We start from the raw sequence: 22,304 nt of genomic DNA, 5'->3' as shown, positions 1-22,304 counted from the left end.
GATGCCTTTACCGTCGCGTTTATCCCCACGCTGCCTGGTCAGTGGGTTACTGTTTATCGGTAGCTTGCAGGGGGCGACGGTTGTTGTGGCAGCGCCCGAGCCGTTGGCCGCGCTGGGCGCCGATAAAAACGCTGTCAGCGTCGTGGGTATTTCGTCCGGCGGGTACATGGCAACACAGCTAGTCGTCGCCTTCCCGGAACGCTTTAGGGCTGTGGGCACATTGGCGGCTGGCCCCTGGGGATGTGCGGAAGGTTCGTTAAGCCGGGCGCTGAGTACCTGCATGACGACATCGGGCGGCGAGCCATCCCTCGACAGGCTTGAAAATCGCCGTCGCCGCTACGAGTCGGCAGGACAGGTAGGGCCAAGGGAAACGCTCAGTCAATTAAGGGTGTTTCTGTGGCATGGCGAGGATGACGATGTCGTGGAGCCTGAGTTGGGCGATTTATTGGCGGCTCAGTGGGAACGATGGCTGGCCAATGCCGATCAGCTGCGCGTCGTTCGGCGTGAAGATACCGGCCATGGCTGGCCGGTAAGCCTGGACGGTGAGGCGCCGCCTCCACAAGCTCTGGGCGACTGTCAGCAAGGCGGCGGCAGTTATCTGCTTGCCTGCGATGATGATGTGGCTGAGGCCATGCTGCGCTTCCTGTACCCTGATCGCGCAAGGGATGATGAAGGCCAGGGTCAATTAAGCGCCTTTGATCAGTCTGACTTTGCGGTGACCGGGCTGGCCGATAGCGGTTTTGTCTATATACCCAAAGGCTGTGAGGAGGGTGGGTGCCAGGTCACGTTGGCGCTCCACGGTTGCCAGATGAATGTCAACACGATTGAGGATGCCTTTGTACGACATAGCGGACTCAATGACTGGGCGGCGCTGCATCAGCAGGTCGTGCTTTATCCTCAGGCGGAAAGCAGCATGATGAACCCGCAGGGCTGCTGGGACTGGTGGGGCTATGCCGAGGGAGCATCACAGTTGGCTCCGATGCACGATACCCGTGAAGGCGTTCAGGTCAAGGCGCTAGTGGCCATGCTGGAACGCCTTCAAGCAACACCCGAACAGGATTAACGACTCAACTCTTGCGATAGGGCAGCCGTAAGCCCTTGAGACGTTGGCGAATACAGCACGCGTTGCAAAATATCGCCGTCGCGGTCGACCAGGTAGAGTGATGAGCTATGGTCAATGGTGTACTCAATGGCTGATTCGGGCGTCTCAACGCGTCGCGTGATCACCCCATAACGGGACGTCACGTCATCCAGCTCGGCTTCATTGCCCCTGGCGCCGATAAAGTCCTCGCCGAAAAACGCCAGGTACTCTTCAAGCCGTTCCAGGGTATCGCGCTGCGGGTCGACGGTGACCATGACAGGCACCACCTGTTCGCGTTGCGATGCCGAAAGCTCAGCCAGCGCCTGGCGCTTGACCGACTGCGTCATGGGGCATACGTCAGGACAATACGTAAAACCGAACGACAGCAGGGCAATTTGATCGTCGGCAAGCTGGGACAGCGAAAAGTCGCCTTGAGTGGATGGCAGCGCAATCTCACCGCCAGGTGGCAGGTCGCTTTGCGGTGCCAGCGTGGCCTTGTAGAACACGACGCCACTCGCCACGACCAGGGCGGCGACGACGCCGACACCTAGCCATAATTTTGGATTGGCCATGGTACCTCCCTGCAGGCGGGGCGCCAGCGTCGGCTGGCGACGGGACAACTACCTTCATAGTAACAGTAAACCGGCGACTGTCACGGCGTGGTCAAGCGAAAGGAGAAGAATACGCAATGGAAAGCATTAGCGGTGCCCTTGGTCCCCTGTTCCTATTGATCCTGCTGGGCGCCGCGCTGGGCGTTAAACGCTGGCCCAGCGATACGTTCTGGCCGTCCATGGAGCGGCTGATCTACTTCGTACTCTTTCCGGCCATGCTGGTGTCGACGCTGGCGACAGCAGATGTCAGCCAGGTACCCGTGACCCGCCTGGCCTTGGTATTGCTGGGCGCGATGGCTGTCTTTGGCGTATTGCTGTGGCGTCTGAGAACCCAGCTCAAGCTGACGCCCGGGGCATTTACGTCGGTATTTCAAGGTGCCGTGCGATTCAATACGTACGTTGGAGTGGCGGGCGCGGCGGCCTTGCACGGCAGTACAGGGGCCACTACCGCTGCCGTAGCGGTGGCGTTGATGGTGCCGGTGGTCAATATCATGTGTGTGGCAAGCTTTGTCGCCGCCGGTACCCTGGGTAACGCAAGTCTCGGCAAAAGCGTCATGGCGCTGATCAAGAATCCCCTGATTCTGGCGTGCTTGCTGGGTATTGGGCTGAACCTTTCAGGCATAGGGCTGCCGGGCTGGAGCCACGATACCGTCGATCTATTAGGTCGTGCCGCCCTGCCGCTTGGGCTGGTGGCTGTGGGGGTGGCATTACGCCCGGCAGCGTTGCTGCGCGTTGATCGCGGCGTGCTGGCGACGAACAGCGTCAAGCTGGTGCTGATGCCCGCGCTGGTGCTGGTACTTGCATGGCTGGTTGGCCTGGATACGGTGAGCCGCGACGTCGCGCTGTTGTTTGCCGCACTGCCCACGGCGACGTCTGCGTATATTCTGGCACGCCAGTTGGGCGGTGATGCCGAATTGATGGCCGCGATCATCACCGGTCAGACGTTACTGGCGATGCTGACGCTACCGGTTTGGCTCCAACTGGCAGGGGGCTGAAAACGGAATAAAAAATATTCGTATTTGTGTTGACGTGCTAAATGAGAACTATTACATTGTGATTGTGGCGTTTGATGAGACGCCACAGACCACGACAGATTTGGCAATTCATACCATTTTCCTGTCATGGTTTCTCCCTCTCATTGCTAGTCACGGTCTTTTGCCGCTCCTCTGGAGCGGCTTTCTTTTTTCTGAGTACCGGTTTCTGAATACCGGTCTCTGAGTACCGGCCATCGCCCCGTTCTCTGCGCGGTTTTTTGGCGACTTCCTTCCTCATAAATAAAACGATGAGCGTTCGTACGCTTTATGGGCGGGTATGGCGCGATTGCCGAAAGATAAATAAAAACAGTTCGCATTATTGTTGACGTAGTAAATGAGAACTATTACATTGTGGTTGTGGCGTTTGATGAGACGCCACAGACCACGACAGATCGGGTAATCATTACCAGTTTCCTGTCATGGTTTCTCCCTCTCATTGCTAGTCACGGTCTTTTTGCCGCTCCCCTGGAGCGGCTTTCTTTTTTGGGGTCTGGGCAGCTCAACTGACCCGCAAGACTGCCTGCCCCCCGAGTTGTGAGCAGATTCTCCTATCCCGCTGTACAACCTTGTCTTTTATCACTAAGTCGCTATCAATATAGATATTTATCTGTGCGATAGGCTTAAGTGTGATACCCGAAGCGTAGCCGACTGGCCTTCAACTTTGGTTGTATTTTGTGTCATGTGCCTTGCCTGATGGGACCATGCGGCTTAACTTCTCATTTGTACGATGTATGACAACTAAGCGGTTGTCACGATTTCGAGCCTCGCTAATGGGTGTTGGCACACTGCAACGAGGGAAGCATGAGGATGGTGGCGTGAAGTTTTCCAAACAAGACGTAATACAAGCGATCGGCGATGGCCTGCTCTCGTTCCCGATCACCGACTTCGATGACAACGGCCAGTTCGATGAAGCCAGCTACCGCGAGCGGCTAGCCTGGTTTATCAGCCATGATATTTCCGCCGTCTTTGTGGCGGGCGGCACCGGTGAGTTTTTCAACCTATCGCTGGAAGAGTACCGCCGTATCGTTCAGGTGGCGGTTGAGGTGATTGACGGCAAGCTCCCCGTGATTGCCAGTGCGGGCTTAAGCGTGGCGACGGGCAAGGCCTTTGCCGCTGCTGCCGAAGAGGCCGGCGCCGATGGCATTTTGCTGATGCCCCCCTACCTGACCGAGTGCCCCCAGGACGGCCTGGTCGATTACGCCCGGCAAATTTGTGACGCCACGGCAATCAACGTTATCTACTACAACCGCGGTAACGGGATTCTCAATGCGGCGTCTGTTCAGGCGCTGGCGGATGCCTGCCCGAATCTGATTGGCCTGAAGGATGGCAAGGGCGATATCCAGGCGCTGAACAAGATCGTCAAGACCGTGGGCGACCGCCTGACCTATATCGGTGGCGTGCCCACCGCCGAGATTTTCGCCGAAGCGTATCTTTCCATCGGGGTTAATACCTACTCCTCGGCCGTGTTCAATTTTGTCCCTGATATGGCGGTGGCTTTCTATCGAGCTCTCCGTGCTGGGGACAGTCGTGTCGTTAAGCAAATTACCCAGGACTTTTTTATCCCGTTCATCGATTTGCGGGACCAAAAAGCCGGGTATGCCGTGAGCCTGATCAAAGCCGGTGCCGAGATTATCGGTCGCCCGGCGGGCAAGGTGCGCGCGCCTTTAACGATGCCTACAGCTGACGAATGTCGGCAACTTAAGCAACTAATCGATAAAACCAAGTAAATTCCGTCTCAAACCGCAAGACCATAATAAATTTACAATGATCGAATGAGGTGAAGCATGTTGGTATCTAAGAAAGCGCTAGCTGTACTGGGTTCGGCCGCCTTGATGGCATCAATGACCGTTGGTTCGGGTATTGCCTTTGCCCAGGATGGCCCTTTGCGGGGCAATATACGGGTGGTCATCGGCTCTACGTCGACCGGTGGTGACACCTACCAAAACTCCAGCATTGTCGCGGATGCGCTATCCGAAAAGCTTAATTTGAACATGAAAGTCGACGCGGTCGGCGCCAGCTCCGCGTTTCGTACCCTTGATCGGGATTCCCGCGGCAACACGCTGATGATCTTCCACGATCAATCTTATCTGGGCCATTTGTATGGCGTTGAAGGCTACGACGATATTTTCGAAAAATATACCATTGGGCCGACCGTCGCCATCAACCCGGGTAATGCCTATCTCGTCCCTAAAGACTCTCCTTACCAAACCCTCGATGACATCATTGCTGCTGTGGGAGCTGGCGAGACGGTGCGCGTCGCTATCCAGCCGGGTGGCGTCTCCGAGATTGGCTTCAGCGCCCTGAAAAACGCTATCTCTATCGAGCATCCGGGCCAGGAAGACAATCTGGTAGCGGTGAATACCGGCTCGCAGTCGGATAAAAACCAGCAACTGTTTGATGATCAGGCGGATGTGATCAACGGTACAGTGCAGGCCAATGAGCAATACACACGCTTGCCTGAAGACGATCAAAAGGCCATGCGCTTTGTGTGGCTGACGGCGCGGCAAGATACCATCGAGCAGGCGCCAGAAGAAGGGCTAGGCCAGACGACTCGTCAGCAGCTGCTGGCGTATGTCGAGCCTAACGTCAATGTCACTATGGGGGGTGACGAAAGCTTCACCTTCGATAAAGAGTTCTTCTTCCTTTACAACAAGGATATGGACCCTGCCATCGTTGAGCAGATTGACGAGGCTTTAGCAGAAATCTACGCGGAAGGCGAAATTCAAGAAACACAAAAGAACGCGTTTTTCATTCCTAACTTCAAGCCTTCTGATGAAGCGTCTGAGTACCTGCAAGACAAGATGACGCGCTACGAAGGCATTATCGAAAACATCAAGTAAGCGATTCAGGCACCGGCACGTGAGTGTCGGTGCCATCGCTATAAGACATAAAGCACTCTAGAACCATGATAGGCCAGGGTAGCCTGCTGCCTATATCGGAGCTGTTATGGAATCAGGTCTGTCAAGTCTGCTTAGCATCTCGATAGATTTCGGGACGTCTCATCTTTTCTTCCCGATGATTATTCATTGGGTATTGGCACTGTTGTTCCTTGCCGTTTTAGTGACAAAGACAATTCCTTTTTTGGCCGCTGTAAAGCGCGGTGAGCGGACCTTGCCGATAATCGGTGAATCCATGGACGGTTTCCGCTTCTTCGGTACTCTCGCCTTGATGGTGGCGTATTTCTATCTGATGGCGTTCGTGGGCAATATTTTTCCCTATACGGGCTACGGTTTCCTGTTCGTCTCGATGGTTTTCGTCCTGCTCATGGCATTGATGTACATGCATGAGTGGACAAAAAAGGCGGTGACCACTGCGGTGATCACGGCCATTGTTGCGCCCAGCGTGGCCTGGTTCGTGCTGGCCAAGCTGTTCAAAATCACCCTGCCGTGACCGAAGTGAGTGCCCTCCATGGAATTTTTGTCACTTCTTGATCTAACGTTTTTCCTTCTTGCTGCCCTGGGTGCCCTGGTCGGCATTGTGTTTGGCGCGATACCCGGCATGACCGCCACTATGGCGGTAGCCGTGTGTCTCCCGCTGACCTACGCCCTGGGCCTTAACCACGGCTTGGCGCTGTTGCTTGGCCTGTATGTAGGGGGAATATCGGGCGGTATGGTGCCGGCGATTCTGATTAATATTCCCGGCACACCCTCTTCTATCACCACCACCTTCGATGGTTACCCGATGGCCCAGAAAGGTGAGGGCGAGAAGGCCCTACGGGTCAGCGTCATCGCCTCCGTGGTCGGCGGTCTGATCAGTGCGGCTGTGCTGTTCTTTTTTGCGCCGATGCTGGCGGATTTCTCGATCAAATTCTCCTATGTGGAGAAGTTCCTGATCATTCTGCTTGCGTTGAGCGTAATTGCCTCACTTTCCAGCAACATGCTAGTGGGTATCTTCAGCGGCGTGATTGGCATCTGGCTGAGCCTGGTCGGCGTCTATAGCACCTCTGACGGTGGCAACGGCAAGACGCGGCTGATGTTTGACTTCATGGAGCCTTACCTGTTCGAAGGCTTCTCTTTGCTGCCTGTATTGATAGGTATCTTCGGTATCTCGACCATCCTGCTTGAGGCCGAAAAAGGCGTTAAGAATGAGCTGAGCGGTGAGCGCGTGAAGCTTGGCAAGGGGGGCAGCGGCTTCTCCATGTCGATCTTCAAAGGTCGTTTGACCAACCTGGTTCGCTCCTCCTTTATAGGTACCTTCGTCGGCATGCTGCCGGGGGTGGGCGGTAGTGCGGCGTCTGTGCTGGCTTACACCCAGGAGAAGAACCTGTCGAAGGATTCCTCCGAAATGGGCAAGGGCGCGCCTCAGGGCTTGATTGCCTCGGAGTCTGCCAATAATGCCTTGACCGGTGGTGCGCTTATTCCACTGCTTTCCCTGGGGATCCCCGGTGACTCTACCACCGCTGTGCTGATTGGTGCCTTCACCCTTCAAGGCATCCAGGTGGGGCCGCTGTTCATCCCGGAGAATGTGGATACCTGGTATGTGATGATGACGGCGCTGATCTTCGCCAACATCGTGATGTTCTTCCTGATGTTCTACGCCATCAAGCATATCGCCAAGGTGGTGATGGTACCCAAGCACCTGCTCTTCCCGATCATTGTGATGATGTGCGTGGTCGGTGCCTATGCGATCAATTACGGCATCATGTTCGATGTCTGGACCCTTTTGATCTTCGGTGTGCTGGGCTACGTCATTCAGAAGGTCGGGCTTGAAGTCGCACCTTTGATTATCGGCTTTATCTTAGGCAGCCAGGCGGAAGTCTATTTCGTCAAGAGCCTTGAGTCTGCTGGCACTTTCTCAATCTTCTTCACCAAGAGCCCAATAGCCGTTGTGCTTTGGATCTTGATCATCGCGTCGGTGGTCTTTTCCATCTTAATGGGGCTCAAGCGTCGCAAGGTCAGCCGCGAGGAGGCTTCCCAGTGATAGCTATTCAGCTGCATATCCCGGAGGGTCGACCATGACGCAGGACAATCCGTCACCTCGGGTGATCCGCATTCATCCCAGTGATAATGTTGCCGTCGCTGTCGCACAGGGTGGTCTGGCGGCTGGCGAACGTCTTGATGGCGGCATTGAACTCCAGACTCATGTGCCTCAGGGCCACAAGGTAGCGCTGGTGGCCCTGGCCGAGGGTGATGCCGTGATTCGCTACGGTGAGGTGATAGGAACGGCGGCCCTGGCGATTCCTTGTGGTGGCCATGTCAATGAGACCAATCTACTCATGCCTACACCGCCTGCGCTGGACGATCTGCCGCTGGCGACACGTCCGGCGCCACCCGTGGAGCCATTGGAAGGTTACACTTTTGAGGGGTTCCGTAATGCCAACGGTAGCGTCGGCACCCAGAATGTTCTCGGTATTACCACCAGCGTGCAGTGCGTGGCGGGTATTGTGGATCACGTGGTGCAGCGCATAAAACGTGAGTTGTTGCCCAAGTTTCCCAATGTCGATGCGGTGGTAGGGCTTAACCATAGCTATGGCTGTGGCGTGGCGATCAACGCCCCGGCCGCCGTGGTGCCCATTCGCACGCTCAAGCATCTGGCTCAGAATCCCAACTTTGGTGACGAAGTCATGGTCATCGGGCTGGGCTGCGAGAAACTGCAGCCCTCTACCCTGGTTGATGATCAGCCAGTGAGGATCTACGAGAATACTGAAGCTGCTGCCCCCCAGGCCAATGTGTTGAGCCTGCAGGATGAGTCGTTCGAGGGCTTTGACGATATGGTGGCAGGGATCATGGCCATGGCAGAGCGACACCTTGAGCATCTCGATAAGCGCCAGCGGGAAACTTGCCCGGTGTCCGAGCTTGTGGTCGGCATGCAATGCGGTGGCAGTGATGCCTTTTCCGGACTGACAGCCAACCCGGCAGTGGGGTTGGCTACCGACTTGATCGTCCGGGCCGGTGGTAGCGTGATGTTTTCCGAAGTCACCGAGGTGCGCGATGCGATTCACCTGCTGACGCCGCGCGCGATCGATTCTTCCGTCGCTAAAGCGCTGGTCGATCAAATGGCCTGGTATGACGATTACCTGTCTCAGGGGCAAACCGATCGGAGTGCCAATACATCGCCTGGCAACAAGAAAGGCGGATTGAGCAATATCGTTGAAAAAGCCTTGGGCTCGGTGATCAAGTCGGGTAACTCCCCCATCATTGACGTTATTGGGCCTGGAGAGCGTCTGCGAAAGCGCGGATTGACCTTCGCCGCCACCCCTGCCAGCGACTTTATCTGCGGTACCTTGCAGGCAGCAGCGGGCATGAACCTGCAGGTCTTTACCACCGGGCGCGGGACACCCTACAACCTGCCGATGACCCCGGTGATCAAGGTTTCTAGCAACTCTACCCTGGCGCATCGCTGGCATGATCTGATCGACCTGGATGCCGGGCGCATCGCCACGGGGGAGGCATCCATCGAGGAAATGGGCTGGGAGCTTTTCCAGCTCATTCTTGACGTGGCCAGCGGCCGTCGGCGCGTTGCTGCCGATAAGCTCGGCCTTTACAACGATCTGGTGCTATTCAATCCCGCGCCAGTGACTTAAAGCAGAAATACATCTCGACAGAGCCGATACTACAAGAGGCAAATGTAAATGTTTCCGACGATTAAAAAAATGCGTGTTGTGCCGGTGGCTGGCTACGATGGCTTTCTGCTCAACTTGAGCGGCGGCCATGCGCCCTGGTTCATCCGCTGTGTGCTGATTCTGGAAGATGACGCTGGCAATCAAGGGGTCGGGGAAATCCCGTCCAGCGACGGTATCATCAAAGGCTTGGAGCAGTGCCGCTCCCTTGTTGAAGGCTCGCAAGTCAACAACGTCAAGCAGACACTGAACCAGGCGCGCCAGCTTCTGGCCCAAAATGGACGTGAAGAGCGTGGCCGTCAGACCTTCGATCTACGCGTTGCGGTTCACGTTATTACCGCTATTGAATCGGCGTTGTTCGACCTGTTCGGTCAGGCGCTGGGTATGCCGGTGGCAGATTTGCTGGGTCAATACGGGCGCCAGCGCGATGAAGTCGAAGCGCTTGGGTATCTCTTTCTGCTGGGTGACCCGGAAAAGACGGACCTGCCCTACCCCAAGGCCGAGAACCCCAAGGATGCCTGGGACGAGGTGCGCTACAAAGAGGCGCTCACCCCAGACGCCGTCGCTAACCTGGCAAAGGCCGCCTATGATCGCTACGGCTTCAAGGATTTCAAGCTCAAGGGCGGCGTACTGCGCGGCGAGGAAGAGGCCGACTGCATCCGCGCGCTCCACGAAGCTTTCCCGGAAGCCCGCTTGACCCTCGACCCCAACGGCGCCTGGAAGCTCGACGAAGCGGTACGCGTGCTCGATCCGATCAAGCACCTGTTGAGCTATGCGGAAGACCCCTGCGGTCAGGAAGAGAGTTACTCCGGTCGCGAGACCATGGCCGAGTTCAAAAAGCGCACCGGCCTGCCCACAGCAACCAACATGATCGCGACCGATTTCAAGCAACTGCAGTATGCCGTGCAGCTCAATTCCGTCGATATTCCGCTGGCGGACTGCCATTTCTGGACCATGCAGGGCGCTGTGATGGTGGGCGAGCTGTGCAACGAGTGGGGCATGACCTGGGGCTCGCATAGCAACAACCACTTCGACATTTCCCTGGCGATGATGACCCATGTAGCGGCGGCCTGCCCTGGCGAGATCACCGCCATCGATACCCACTGGATCTGGCAGGATGGCCAACGCATCACCAAAGAGCCGTTCCAGATCCGTGATGGCAAGCTGGTCGTGCCTAAAACCCCAGGCCTCGGCGTCCAGCTGGACGAAGAGAAGCTGAAAGAGGCACATGCGCTCTACAAGACTCTCGACGTGACTCAACGCAATGACGCCATGGCCATGCAGTTCTTGATTCCAGGATGGGAGTTTGACCCCAAGCGTCCTGCGCTTGTGAGGTAAGAGCCACTCGGCTCTGATATGATGTATATCATCATACTTTAGGCGAAGGTGTTTATGGTCAAGGAAAGCGAAATGACATCGGTTCAACCTCCCCTTAACGTAAGCAAGGTCGCGAAGCAGGGTAGCCTCTCCCAATATGTCGCCGAACAATTGGAGGCCTTGATCGTGCAGGGCAAGGTGGCAGTGGGCAATAAGCTGCCCACCGAAAACAGCTTGTGCGACTCCTTCGGTGTCAGCCGAACCGTTGTGCGAGAGGCCATTACCCACCTGAAGTCCCTGGGGCTGGTAGAGACGCGCCGGGGAGTGGGCACCACAGTGCTGCGGGACAAGGCAGAGGAGCCAAGGCCCGCGCAGCATATCAACCCGACGACTGTGGCCGATATTCTGCACCTGCTCGAACTGAGGTTAACCCTGGAGCCTGCCGCGGCGGAACTGGCGGCGCTGCGCCATGACGACGCCGACCGAGAGCAACTGAGGGCCCAGCATAACGCCTTTATCAAAGCCCATGCCGAGAAGCGGCTGGCGCGGCAAGAGGATTACCTTTTTCACTTTGCGATTGCAAAGGCGACCAAGAACCCCTTCTTTGCATCTTTTTACGAGCAGTGGAGCAAGAGTGTCATTCCCCGTGCCAAGCTGCTCAGTATCGAAATCGATCCCAACTCATCCGACCGTTACCTGGAGCGTGTTCAGGCCGAGCATGACGAGATCATCGAGGCGATTCTGTCGCGTGACGCACAAAAAGCCCGCGAAATGATGTTTCGGCATCTTGATCGCGCCAAGAACATGTATGCCCAGTATCGCGACCAAACGTAGCACCATCGGGCATCCAAAACGCCCGATAAACTAAGCTAAGGAGGAACCTATGACGATCCGTGGTGAAATGCTGATCGGTCAGCAAGCCGTGAGCGGCAACCAGGCCGACATCCATGCGGTGAACCCCGCCACCGGCGAGACGATGGAGCCAACCTATGTGGGGGGTAGCAAAGCAGAAGTCGAGCGTGCCTGCGAGCTCGCTGAAACCGCCTTCGCCAGCTATCGCGAGACCGGCCTTGAAGCGCGCGCTACCTTCCTCGAAACCATTGCTTCCGAAATCGAAGGTATCGGCGATGAGCTCATCGAGCGTGCCATGGCCGAGACCGGCCTGCCTCGCCCACGCCTGGAAGGCGAGCGCGGCCGTACCTGCGGTCAGCTGCGGCTGTTTGCTTCCGTGGTACGTGCCGGTGAGTGGCTCGACGTGCGCATTGACCCGGCCCTGCCGGATCGTTCGCCCATGCCGCGGACTGACCTGCGCCAGCGCCATATCGGCCTTGGTCCGGTCGCCGTGTTCGGCGCCTCCAACTTTCCGCTGGCGTTCTCCGTAGCCGGTGGCGATACCGCTTCAGCACTAGCGGCCGGCTGCCCGGTGGTGGTCAAGGGCCACTCCGCCCACCCCGGTACGTCTGAACTGGTGGGGCGTGCCGTCCAGCGTGCCGTGGCCAAGTGCCATCTAGCCGAGGGTGTTTTCTCGCTGCTGTTCGGCTCCGGTAAAGAGATCGGTCAGGCGCTGGTCAAAGACCCGCGCATCCAGGCCGTTGGCTTCACCGGCTCGCGCAGTGGCGGCACGGCGCTGATGGCCACGGCCCAGGCGCGCCCGCAGCCGATCCCGGTCTACGCGGAGATGAGCAGCATCAACCCCGTGTTCCTGCTGCCGGAGGCCCTGGAAGCGCGTGGCGAGAAGATCGCCGAAGGCTTTGTCGGGTCACTCAACATGGGGGCCGGTCAGTTCTGTACCAACCCAGGGCTTGTGATTGCCGTTAAAGGCAAGGCGCTGGACGCCTTTATCGACGCCGCTGGCGACGGCGTCAAAGCCAGTATCAGCCAGACCATGCTTTCTCCGGGGATTCACCAGGCCTATGAGCAGGGTGTTAACACCCTCTCCTCGCATGCCAAGGTGCGTGAAGTGGCGCGTGGTCAGCTCGGCGAAGGTGCTAACCAGTGCTGCGCGGGCTTGTTCGTTGCCTCTGCGGCCGACTTCCTCACCGATGAGACCCTGCAGGCCGAGGTATTTGGTGCCAGCTCGCTGGTTGTGGAGTGCGCCGATCAGGCTGAAATGATGCGCGTGGCCGCCGAGCTCGAGGGGCAGTTGACCATCACCCTGCAAATGGATGATGGCGATGTGGACGCGGCCAAAGCGCTGCTGCCGACCCTGGAGCGCAAAGCGGGTCGTATCCTGGCCAACGGCTGGCCGACCGGTGTCGAGGTGTGCCATGCCATGGTTCACGGTGGCCCTTACCCGGCCACCTCGGATAGCCGTACGACCTCGGTGGGCAGCGCGGCGATCCATCGCTTCCTGCGCCCTGTTTGCTACCAGGCACTGCCGGAAGCGCTGCTTCCCGACGCCCTGCAAGATGCCAACCCCGAGGGTATCAGCCGCTTGGTGGATGGTAAGCGCGAAGCCTGATTTAGCAAGCCGTCAATCGTAGAGAGACGGTTTTATAAGCGCTCAACTAAGCGGCCTTCGGGCCGCTTTTTTTACCGATTGGCCTATTGCGTTGCGCACGTTAGCCACGCAAGCTGCGGTGAACTGCCCAGCCAAGGAGACTCCCATGCAACTCTACCTGAACGCGACTTCCCCCTATGCCCGCGTGGCGCGGGTTTGCCTGTATGAAAAGCAGTTGATCGAGCGTACCGAGCTTTGCTGGTGTGACCCCTGGGCGACGGATAGCGAACTTTTACAGATTACCCCGCTCAGCCGCATCCCGACGCTGGTCACCGACGACGGCGAAGTGCTGACCGAGTCGCTTTTGATAGCGCTCTATTTGGATGCACAGGGCGAAGGGGATTCACTGTTGCCAGACAAGGCATATGCGGAAACCCTGGCGCTGGCCGGGCTTGGCCATGGCTTGACGGACGCGGCGTTCAATGTGGTGATTGGCCGCAAGCACAATGGCCATGAGGTCGATACAACGGTATTGGGCAGCCGTCGCTTGAAAGCCATCGAGCGCACGCTGGCAACGCTTGATGCGCACCCCAGCGTGCTGGCGGGCAATGCGGAACGCACGCTGGGGGCGATTACCGTTGCCGTGGCGCTTTGCTATATCAGCTTTCGCTTACCGGCCTTTGATTGGCCTAACCGCTTTCCGACACTTCAGGCCTGGCATGCCAAGGTGGTGGAGTGCGAGAGCTTTGCGATGACGGCGTTTGAGTAGTTTCTAGGGCCTAGTCTTCCCGCCGGTAAATCAAATCCCACACCCCATGGCCGAGCTTTTCGCCGCGGGCTTCAAACTTGGTCAGTGGGCGGAAGGCGGGGCGGGGCACGTAGGGAGCGGTGTCAGCGCCAGCCGTATTGGCGTAGCCGGGGGCGTCTTCCATCACGTCTGCCATCCACTCGGCATAGGCCTCCCAGTCGGTGGCCAGATGAAAGCTGCCGCCGGGCTTAAGACGGGTGCGGATCAGCTCAACAAACGCAGGTTGAACGATGCGCCGCTTGTGGTGCTTCTTTTTTGGCCAGGGGTCAGGGAAGAACAGCTGAACGGTGGTCAGGGAGCCTTCCGGTAGACACTGTTCCAATACGGCCAGGGCGTCTTCGCGGTAAACACGCAGGTTGGTGAGGCCGCGTTTATCCGCTTCATCGAGCAGTTTGCCCACGCCGGGGGCGTGCACTTCAATGCCGATAAAATCGGTTTCCGGATGGGTTTTGGCCTGTTCAATCAAGGAGTTGCCCATGCCGAACCCGATCTCGACGACGCGCGGCGCCTGGCGCCCAAAGAGGGCGTCCAGATCTTGGCGGCCGTCGGCGATTGTCAGCCCCAGGCGTGGCCAAACGTCTTCCAATCCACGCGTTTGTGCTGGTGTCATGCGCCCGGCGCGAATCACATAGCTTTTAATGCCCCGGCGGTGCAGTGGGGCGTCGGCGATTTCGGGCGCGGTGTCTTTCGTATCGGTCATGGTGTCTCTGTATCAGCCGTTAATCCGGCCAGCAAAAGGCGAAGAGGGGTCGGCGGTCTGGCGGCGTGGCATGCGGCCTGACAAAAAGGCGTCTCGTCCTGCCTGCACGGCAAGCTTCATGGCGTTGGCCATGCGCAGCGGGTCGCGGGCATGGGCAATCGCGCTGTTCAGCAGTACGCCGTCGCAGCCCAGTTCCATGGCCATGGCGGCATCGGAAGCAGTGCCAATGCCTGCATCCACCAACACCGGCACCTGGCTTTGTTCAATGATCAGGCGCACATTGTGCGGGTTTTGAATGCCGTGGCCGGAGCCAATCAGCGAGCCCAGCGGCATGATGGCGCAGCAGCCCATGGCTTCCAGCTCGCGTGCCACAATGGGGTCGTCGCTAGTGTAGACCATGACGTCGAAACCGTCGGCGAGCAGCGTTTCCGCGGCTTGCAGGGTTTCGACCACATTCGGGTAGAGGGTGGTGTCATCGCCCAGCACTTCCAGCTTGACCAGGTTATGGCCGTCAAGCAGTTCGCGGGCCAGCCGGCAGGTGCGTACGGCGTCTTTGGCGGTGTAGCAGCCAGCGGTGTTGGGCAGCAGGGTGTAACGCTTGGGCGAAATCACATCCAGCAGGTTGGGGGCCTCGGTATCCTGGCCCAGGTTGGTGCGGCGCACTGCAAAGGTGACGATTTCAGCGCCGCTTTGGGCAATGGCCGCACCGGTTTCGTCGAAGTCCTTGTACTTGCCGGTGCCGACCAGCAGGCGAGAGCTGAAGTCGCGTCCGGCAACGGTAAACGGTGTGTCAGTGAGTGACGTCATCATGGGTTCCTTTAGCCGCCGCCAATAGCGTGGACGACCTCTACATGGTCGCCATTGGCCAGGCGGGTGTCGGCAAGCTGGCTTTTGGGCACAATTTCTTCATTGATCTCAACGGCAATGCGTCGGCCACTGAGCCCTAGTTCTTCCACCAGGTCAGCCGCCGTCGCCCCCGCAGCGAGAGAGTGCGGGTCACCGTTGAGCGTAAGCTGTATTAACTCATCAGGGGTAGACATAAACTGGCGCGTCCCATTGTGTGCAACAAAACGTGTAGGGCCAAACATCGTCTATTGTAGCGGTTTCGTGCCGCTCAAGGTATGTGGCAGCGTTAAACTGCACAATGAAAGCTGATAAATCGGTAGACAAGGAGTGCAAGGTGCAGCGAATAGATAAACTGTGGTGGCTCGGGGTCGCGCTTTCAGGGGCGTTGTTGGTTTTGCTGGGCGCCTACGCTGCCCATGGACTGGCGTCGCGTACCAGCGCTGATATGGTCAGTGCGGTAGAAACCGGGGTGCGCTACCAGGCCTGGCATACGCTGGCCATGCTGGCGGTATTGGTATGGCGGAGAAGCATCCCAATCGCCGGGCAGCGTTGGGTGCTTTCACTCTGGGCGCTGGGCATCGCCGCCTTCTCGGGCTCTCTTTACCTTATGGCGCTGGCGGGTTGGAACCTGGGTATCGTTACTCCCATTGGCGGGCTCTTGCTTATCACCGGCTGGCTGGCGCTGGGCGTAGTGGCGATGTTCGATCGCCTTCCTGCCAAACCCTAGCCGTCACACGGCTCAGTGCTTTAACACCTTCACCCCGTAGTCTGCAGGGTTGACGATACCTTCTAGTTTACCAATCTGCGATAAATCCCCCTGGGTGATAACACTGCTGATGTTCGTGTCAGGAAAGCGCAGATTCTTGACCACGTGAACCTGGCTCGGCATGCCCTTGCCGTTGATGTCCATGACCCAGGCAAGGAAGCCGCCCGAGAACTTGGCCAGGCTGCCAATGGGGTACAGGCCATAGATCTGGATATATTCCACCAGTGCGGTTTTGTCGTAGGCGGCGCCTGCTTCGTGAACGTTACGGTAAGCGTCAATGGGCGCGCGGGGTGGTACGCCGTTGCGAGCGTGGAGCAGTTTGTTGATCGCCTTGATGACTGAAACGAGCCGCACGGTCTCCGATAGCTGCTCGCCTCCCTTGCCCGCCGGGTAGCCGGAGCCGTCCAGGCGCTCGTTGGCATTCTCGATCACATCGCGGCAGATGGAGCTGGGTGTCCAGTTCAGTTCATGCAGCTTATCGAGTAGCTGATGGACATGGCCGCTGAGAATGTCCTTCTGTGCCGGGGTCATATTCACCTTGAGTGATGGCAACTGCTCGCTGATCAGCAGCGGCTTGCCCATGGTGTGCAGCAAGGCACCCAGGGCGGCCCCGCGTACACCTGGGGAGTGCGGGTCGCGGGCGACGAGCATGTCGATAAGTTGGCCGGTTACCTGCACGGCGTGTCTTACCCAGTCTGGTTCATCACGCAAAAGCGCCAAGGCGAATAGAAACGTCTTGCGGTCCTGCTCCACAAGATAGCGCAGGGTATCGACACAATCGTAAAAGAGCTCGGCCGGAAAAAATTGGCGGGTCTTCATGTACATCAGCCCTATTTGCAGCTGATGAGACACGTCCATGACGCCGCGTTCCATGGGTGATTGATGAGAGCGCTTTTCACTCTCCTGAGCCTCTCGATGCTGGATACTCTTCTCCTTGGTACCGGGAATAAACAGGGGAGAGTGATACATCATTTTGTCGTTGGTGCCGGTGCGGTAGGCGGCCTCTCTTTCCGACTCATTCACGTAATGGAACAGGGCTTCACTTTTGGCCGTTGATACGTTGGTGAACTGAATACCGACGGCGGCATAACCGTGATGGCCGAAGGGGCGTATATGGCGGATATTGCCTTCAGTAAAAAAGTTCTCGCCGTTTGGAAACGAAAGCGTCATTCCGGGAATTGCTTGCCCTACGCCGATTGCAATGCTGTCGGCCAGATCGATATCGACCATGCAACCGCCAATAGACAGGTTACGCAGCCTGCCCGGTACGTTGAGCTCATGCAGATACACTTCGATGTTGACACGGGCATGCATGCCTAGAATGAAAGGAATACGCACGGCGCCTCGGTTTTCATGAACGAAAACCGATTCAGGCAGTTGGCACTCCAGGCGGTACAGCGTACTGTCTGCCTTGAGCAGCTTGACGGCGACGTTGCTGAGACTATAAGTCTCGCGCTCAACGGCATGTGGTCCTTTCAACGCCTCCAGGTCAAAGCTCAGGCTATCGCTGGTCAGGTAGCGCTCGATATCCGAGCCAGTGTATTCCACCTCCAGTACCATTCGCCCATTACCCAGATTCAGCTCAATGACCTCAGCCTTAAGGGCATAAGGCATGGCATGGGAATAAATAGACAGTTCGTGGGTGTGCTGAAGCAATGAGCGAATCACGCTTGCTGAGGGGTTTTCGTGCAGGGTAGTAGCCGCCATTTGAAATGCCTCAGTGATTAATTATTATTCGCCTATTTCAAGATATAGGTCTTTTTATTAAGTATGGACGACTATATAGACTTTACGTAGCCGGACAGTCCATCCGACAGTAAATTTTTGTTCCTGCCCCTTCAATGGAAATTACTTGATGGAGGAAAGAGGACGCCTGGTGCTAAACCGTGGACGGTGCGATCCGCATTTGTTTATTGGCCGGTGACGAAGAGGCTGGGAGTGTGAAGCCGCTCACTGCCTGCATCATGGTGTCGGCAGTCGCTGAGAGCTGCTCGGCCATGCTGTGCGAGTTATCCACCGCTTCGCGTGAAAGCTCCAACGCATTATAAATTTCATTAACGCTTTGCTCGAGCTCTTCGACGCCCTGATGCTGCTGCTGGACGGCGTTGTCCATATTGGTCAAGCGCATCGCCACTTGCTCAAAACTTTGAATAAGTGACTGTGTGGTGCCGGCAATCGTGGACGTCTGGCCAACACCTTGCGAGACCTGGTCGGTCGTGTTGGCGATGGTCTGGCGTATCCGAGACGCCGTGTTTTGGGTGTTCTTGGACAGCGTACGGACTTCGTTAGCCACAACGGCAAAGCCCAGACCATGTTCACCCGCACGGGCGGCTTCCACCGAGGCATTCAGCGCCAGCAGGTTGGTCTGGAACGTAATGTTATCAATTTCGCTGAGCATTTCATGGATGTTGCCAGTGTGCTGATTTAGCAGGTGCATCATTTCGCGCATTTCTTCAACTTGCTCGCCGTTTTGGCGCGCGATTTGTTCGGCGTGCTCCGCCAGCTTGCGAATCTGCCGGGATTCTTCCGCTGTCTCGCGGGTTGTCGCAGCGAGTTCCGTGGTGCTGGTCGATATGCGTTCGGTTTGGCTGCTATTGCGCGCCGTTTGCGTCCGTAACTGTTCCTGGGCAATGAAGAGCTGTTGGCTGTAGTCCGTAACGTGGCTGGCCGCCGTTTGTGTTTTGCGCAGGCTTTCGGCGACCTGGTCGCGCATGCTGACCACAGCGGCGACGGCTGGAAGTCGCTGCTCTTTATCACTGAAGCTCACGTCCAAATTACCGCCGCCAGCGGAAACCGCAAAGCGGGAGACGTGAAGCCCTTCCTTCACCATGCTTTCCAGCACCTTGGCCAAGTAGCCAAGAATGATCACCTGGACAACCACAGCGCCACCATGCATTAGCAAACAATAGAGTAAATCCGTAAAGCCTTCACCACCGCTGGTCATGCTCTCCATATCGCCCATGCTGGTATAAAGCTGGACAACGCCCTGGTATTGAAGCCAGGTAAACAAGGCGTGGTGCAACGCAATCACCAAGCCACCCAATGCAATGACTCGCCAATCGCTATAGAGAATCAAGACGGAGAGCAGGATAAAGATACTGAAGTGGGCTTCGATCAGCCCGCCGCTTTGTTCGATTAATACCGCAGACCAGGCCATCATGACGGCGGCTTTGACAAAGCCATTGACGATATGACCGCGCCACTGGTGTTGGACGATATACGTCAACGGTAGCGTCATTACCGCCACCACAAGGGCCAACAGCAAGGTTTGGGTGAAGATACCCACGATGACGCATAAAAAAACGACAAAGCCCAAGGGGAACCACATGAGTCTGTCGGTGCGTGCGATATGCCTGGAAAGGGATGTATCAGCCATTGTTGTAATGTCCTTTCGTGTTATGAGAACCGCCAGGTTTGTATAAGTTGTGTATAATTTTTATAAAATTATATTTATAATAATGAGCTAGATGCAAGGGGTCATTTGTGTGGAAGACTGGCGCGGGCGTCTTCGACAATGGTACGCAAAAACGCGTCTACAGGGAGGGGGCGGCCAAACAGAAAGCCCTGGTAAATATGACAGCCCAGTTGAGCGAGCACCAGGCGCTGGTCATTGGTTTCCACGCCTTCGGCTACTACCCTGAGCCCCAGGCTTTGTGCAAGGGCGATGATGGTGGCGGCAATCGGCGTGGCTTGCATGCCCAGGGCCAGATCCCTGACGAAGGCAATGTCGATTTTAAGCGTGTCGAGGGGCAATACCTTGAGGTAGGCAAGCGACGAATAGCCCGTGCCGAAGTCATCCAGAGCAAAGCTGACGCCTGCACGCTGTAGCTGCTGCATTTTTTCGATGGTGCCATCAGGGTCACTTAATAACAGCGACTCGGTAAGCTCCAGCGTCAGGCGTTCGGGGGGCACATCGTGTTGTTGAATGACCGACAGCACCTGATCTGCAAAGTCAGGCTGCTGAAACTGGCGAACGCTGACATTCAATGATAGCTGAAGCCCTTGAAGCGCCGGAATATTGCGCCATTCGCCCAGCACCCGGCAGCCTTCCTGAATTACCCAATGCCCCAATGGCAGAATTAGCCCGGTCTCCTCGGCGATGGGGATAAAGTGACCCGGTGAAATCATGCCGCGCTCGGGATGCTGCCAGCGAACCAGGGCTTCAGCGCCTATTATGTTTCCAGCCTCATCGACTTGAGGCTGGAGATAAAGGCACAGCTCATCGTGGTCAATCGCGAGTCGTAGTTCGCGTTCAAGGCTCAAGCGTTCTTCTAGCTCGTCTTCTTGCGCCTGACGAAAGAGCCTGGGTTTACCATCTCGCTGGCGCTTGGCTTCCAGCAGGGCCAGACCGGCGCGTTTGAACAGCTGCTGTGTCGCCTCCCGGTCGAGGGGCTGGAAGATAAGCACGCCCACATTAAGCCTGCACGGATAGGGATGGCCTTTCAGCAGATAGCCAGCGGTCAGCGACGCTACTATCTCATCAATGAGGCGCATCATTTCCTGCTCGGCGCTGAGCGCGTCGCGGCTGGCAAGCGTACCCACCAAGGCGAACTCGTTGCCGTCCAGCCGGGCGACCAGCCACTCAGCCTCTGCCCATTGCTGAAGGCGTCCGCCTAGTTGGCGTAGCAGTTCATCGCCAATATCCTGGCCCATGCTGTCGTTGAGTACCTTGAAGCGGTCAATATCAAACAGGGCCAAAAAAGCGAACGGGTGGGCAAGTGTCCTTGAAGAGCCAAGCCCGGTGAGCCGCTCCTGCAGCGCCCGCCGGTTGGGAAGCTCTGTCAGTATGTCGTGATAGGCAAGGTGGCGAATACGCTCTTGAGCCTGCTGTTCTTTAGAGCGGTCGCTGAGCAGCGCGACGTAGTCACGGTCTTTACTGTCGGCATAGGTGACGCGGCTCACGCTAAGCCAGGCGGGAAAGCCTTCACCGTTGGCATCCAGAGCGGTGATCATGCCGCTCCATTCGCCCTTTTTTTCCAATGCTTGGCGTATGTGCTGGCTGAGTTCGCGGCCTTCTTCGGCGTAGTCAAGTTGTGAGACCGACATGCCTTCAAGCTGCTGGCTGCTGAGGCCCATCAACCTTTCAAACGCTGCATTGCAGAGGCGAATCCGGGCCTGTTCATCGAGCAGTATCACGCTATCCTGCAGTGCAGAAATGACTTCGAGCAGGCGCGTCTGTGTCATGTGTTCATGGCGCTCGCTGTCATGCAGGCGACGCTGTACGCGGGTGGCGACTAACGCGAGTATGGCGGTCAATACGGCAGCGCCGCTAATAAGGAAAATAATCCAGTGGGAGGCTGGCGATACCGAAGGCGCCACGGCATCCGGAATAGGCACAAACCAGGCGGCCTGCATGGCGACGTAATGCATCCCACAGACGGCAGTGGCGAAACACAGCGCCGCAATGAAGGCACAGGTTCTGGCGCGCTTTCTGCCCCACTCGTGCTGGCAGAGGCGATAGGCATAGACGCACGACATGCCTAAGCCAACGGCGACCAGCAGCGATAACAGGAATAGGGCCAGTGAGTAATGCAGCTCAGCGGGCATACGCATAGCGGCCATGCCGCTGTAGTGCATTAGCCCGATGCCGGCACCAAGGCCGATACCGGCCAGTAGAAGTGCTCGCTGCGGCGGTCTTTCACGGGAAAGTGCGACCATCACGCCAAAGCTACCCAGCATGGCGGGCACAATGGACATCAGGGTAAGCCACGGTGCATGGCTTACCGGAAAATCAAGCTGATAGGCGTGCATGCCAATAAAGTGCATGCTCCAAATGCCCAAGCCCATGGCGCTGGCCCCGGCGAAAAGCCAACCCAGCCGCCACACAGGGTTCGATCCCTTTCTCACCAGCTTGATGATATCCAGGCCAGCGTATGAAGCGGCCAGGGCGACCAGCCAAGAAACCAGTACCAGGAAAGTATCGTGTTCTCCCTGAACCGCGTTTAAGGCGTCAGGGTCTGACAAAAAATTGATTAGCATTTATAGACCGCCGACCCTTTGACTAGTAGTGGTATAGCTAGTATCGACACATAACCTTTAATCTGTAATAGATTTGTTCAATAGCGTTCGAAACGATGACTTTGGCACCAACAGTGTACGCTAACATGAACAAAGCGTGATCGACGTCATGTCGATCAAACGG

19 protein-coding genes are annotated in these 22,304 nt (G+C 57.1%); 12 read left to right on the top strand and 7 right to left on the bottom strand.

Annotated features, from left to right (window positions below; genetic code table 11):
• Position 1 precedes the first annotated feature (1 nt).
• Complete coding sequence (locus tag BMX75_RS01980) at positions 2 to 1,063, top strand: prolyl oligopeptidase family serine peptidase (protein WP_092824778.1); 1,062 nt, start codon at positions 2 to 4, stop codon at positions 1,061 to 1,063.
• Here the strand turns inward: BMX75_RS01980 and BMX75_RS01975 are convergent.
• The gene (locus BMX75_RS01975) at positions 1,060 to 1,653 is read right to left on the bottom strand and encodes an SCO family protein (RefSeq protein WP_092824776.1); all 594 of its coding nucleotides are present in this window, start codon (positions 1,651 to 1,653) and stop codon (positions 1,060 to 1,062) included. The genes BMX75_RS01980 and BMX75_RS01975 overlap by 4 nt on opposite strands.
• A gap of 116 nt (positions 1,654 to 1,769) precedes the next feature.
• Between BMX75_RS01975 and BMX75_RS01970 the strand changes: the two genes are divergently transcribed.
• From BMX75_RS01970 to BMX75_RS01925, 10 genes are all read left to right on the top strand, one after another.
• Positions 1,770 to 2,687, top strand: coding sequence for an AEC family transporter (locus BMX75_RS01970; RefSeq protein WP_092824771.1), 918 nt, complete (start codon positions 1,770 to 1,772; stop codon positions 2,685 to 2,687).
• Between the two features lie 854 nt (positions 2,688 to 3,541).
• A complete protein-coding gene (gene kdgD, locus BMX75_RS01965; protein WP_092824769.1) occupies positions 3,542 to 4,453 on the top strand; it encodes a 5-dehydro-4-deoxyglucarate dehydratase in 912 nt (303 codons plus the stop codon).
• A gap of 57 nt (positions 4,454 to 4,510) precedes the next feature.
• Positions 4,511 to 5,566, top strand: coding sequence for a type 2 periplasmic-binding domain-containing protein (locus BMX75_RS01960; protein WP_092824767.1), 1,056 nt, complete (start codon positions 4,511 to 4,513; stop codon positions 5,564 to 5,566).
• A gap of 106 nt (positions 5,567 to 5,672) precedes the next feature.
• Positions 5,673 to 6,116, top strand: a complete 444-nt coding sequence (locus tag BMX75_RS01955) for a tripartite tricarboxylate transporter TctB family protein (RefSeq protein WP_092824765.1) — start codon at positions 5,673 to 5,675, stop codon at positions 6,114 to 6,116.
• An 18-nt stretch (positions 6,117 to 6,134) separates the two neighbouring features.
• Positions 6,135 to 7,646, top strand: a complete 1,512-nt coding sequence (locus BMX75_RS01950) for a tripartite tricarboxylate transporter permease (RefSeq protein ID WP_092824763.1) — start codon at positions 6,135 to 6,137, stop codon at positions 7,644 to 7,646.
• Between the two features lie 34 nt (positions 7,647 to 7,680).
• The gene (gene garD, locus BMX75_RS01945) at positions 7,681 to 9,249 is read left to right on the top strand and encodes a galactarate dehydratase (protein ID WP_092824760.1); all 1,569 of its coding nucleotides are present in this window, start codon (positions 7,681 to 7,683) and stop codon (positions 9,247 to 9,249) included.
• A 48-nt stretch (positions 9,250 to 9,297) separates the two neighbouring features.
• Positions 9,298 to 10,623: an enolase C-terminal domain-like protein gene (locus BMX75_RS01940; protein WP_092824758.1), complete on the top strand. Its 1,326-nt coding sequence runs from the start codon at positions 9,298 to 9,300 to the stop codon at positions 10,621 to 10,623.
• A 72-nt stretch (positions 10,624 to 10,695) separates the two neighbouring features.
• Positions 10,696 to 11,436 carry a FadR/GntR family transcriptional regulator gene (locus BMX75_RS01935; RefSeq protein ID WP_245748318.1) on the top strand — a complete coding sequence of 247 codons (741 nt, stop codon included), beginning with the start codon at positions 10,696 to 10,698 and terminating at the stop codon, positions 11,434 to 11,436.
• A 49-nt stretch (positions 11,437 to 11,485) separates the two neighbouring features.
• Entirely contained in the window at positions 11,486 to 13,063 is a 1,578-nt protein-coding gene (locus tag BMX75_RS01930) for an aldehyde dehydrogenase (NADP(+)) (protein ID WP_092824754.1), read from the top strand.
• A gap of 145 nt (positions 13,064 to 13,208) precedes the next feature.
• Complete coding sequence (locus tag BMX75_RS01925; protein ID WP_092824752.1) at positions 13,209 to 13,811, top strand: glutathione S-transferase family protein; 603 nt, start codon at positions 13,209 to 13,211, stop codon at positions 13,809 to 13,811.
• A gap of 10 nt (positions 13,812 to 13,821) precedes the next feature.
• Here BMX75_RS01925 and trmB read toward each other — a convergent pair whose 3' ends face one another.
• The 3 genes from trmB to thiS are packed head-to-tail and all read right to left on the bottom strand — an operon-like array spanning position 13,822 to position 15,590.
• The gene (gene trmB, locus BMX75_RS01920; RefSeq protein ID WP_092824750.1) at positions 13,822 to 14,550 is read right to left on the bottom strand and encodes a tRNA (guanosine(46)-N7)-methyltransferase TrmB; all 729 of its coding nucleotides are present in this window, start codon (positions 14,548 to 14,550) and stop codon (positions 13,822 to 13,824) included.
• Between the two features lie 12 nt (positions 14,551 to 14,562).
• Positions 14,563 to 15,357 (bottom strand): thiazole synthase, encoded by a 795-nt coding sequence (locus tag BMX75_RS01915; protein ID WP_092824748.1) that lies wholly within the window; start codon positions 15,355 to 15,357, stop codon positions 14,563 to 14,565.
• Between the two features lie 11 nt (positions 15,358 to 15,368).
• Complete coding sequence (gene thiS / locus BMX75_RS01910; RefSeq protein WP_092825090.1) at positions 15,369 to 15,590, bottom strand: sulfur carrier protein ThiS; 222 nt, start codon at positions 15,588 to 15,590, stop codon at positions 15,369 to 15,371.
• A gap of 140 nt (positions 15,591 to 15,730) precedes the next feature.
• Between thiS and BMX75_RS01905 the strand changes: the two genes are divergently transcribed.
• Positions 15,731 to 16,123 carry a DUF423 domain-containing protein gene (locus BMX75_RS01905; RefSeq protein ID WP_066320794.1) on the top strand — a complete coding sequence of 131 codons (393 nt, stop codon included), beginning with the start codon at positions 15,731 to 15,733 and terminating at the stop codon, positions 16,121 to 16,123.
• 12 nt (positions 16,124 to 16,135) lie between these two features.
• On the opposite strand, the gene BMX75_RS01900 is transcribed toward BMX75_RS01905, so the two are convergent.
• The 3 genes from BMX75_RS01900 to BMX75_RS01890 form a co-directional block, all read right to left on the bottom strand.
• Positions 16,136 to 17,869 carry a PilZ domain-containing protein gene (locus BMX75_RS01900; protein WP_092824746.1) on the bottom strand — a complete coding sequence of 578 codons (1,734 nt, stop codon included), beginning with the start codon at positions 17,867 to 17,869 and terminating at the stop codon, positions 16,136 to 16,138.
• 172 nt (positions 17,870 to 18,041) lie between these two features.
• Entirely contained in the window at positions 18,042 to 19,538 is a 1,497-nt protein-coding gene (locus BMX75_RS01895; protein WP_092824744.1) for a methyl-accepting chemotaxis protein, read from the bottom strand.
• Between the two features lie 101 nt (positions 19,539 to 19,639).
• The gene (locus BMX75_RS01890) at positions 19,640 to 22,141 is read right to left on the bottom strand and encodes an EAL domain-containing protein (RefSeq protein WP_092824742.1); all 2,502 of its coding nucleotides are present in this window, start codon (positions 22,139 to 22,141) and stop codon (positions 19,640 to 19,642) included.
• Positions 22,142 to 22,304 lie beyond the last annotated feature (163 nt).

The organism is Vreelandella subterranea (assembly GCF_900111305.1).
Lineage (GTDB): Bacteria > Pseudomonadota > Gammaproteobacteria > Pseudomonadales > Halomonadaceae > Vreelandella > Vreelandella subterranea.
This window is presented reverse-complemented; position numbering and strand designations above follow the sequence as displayed.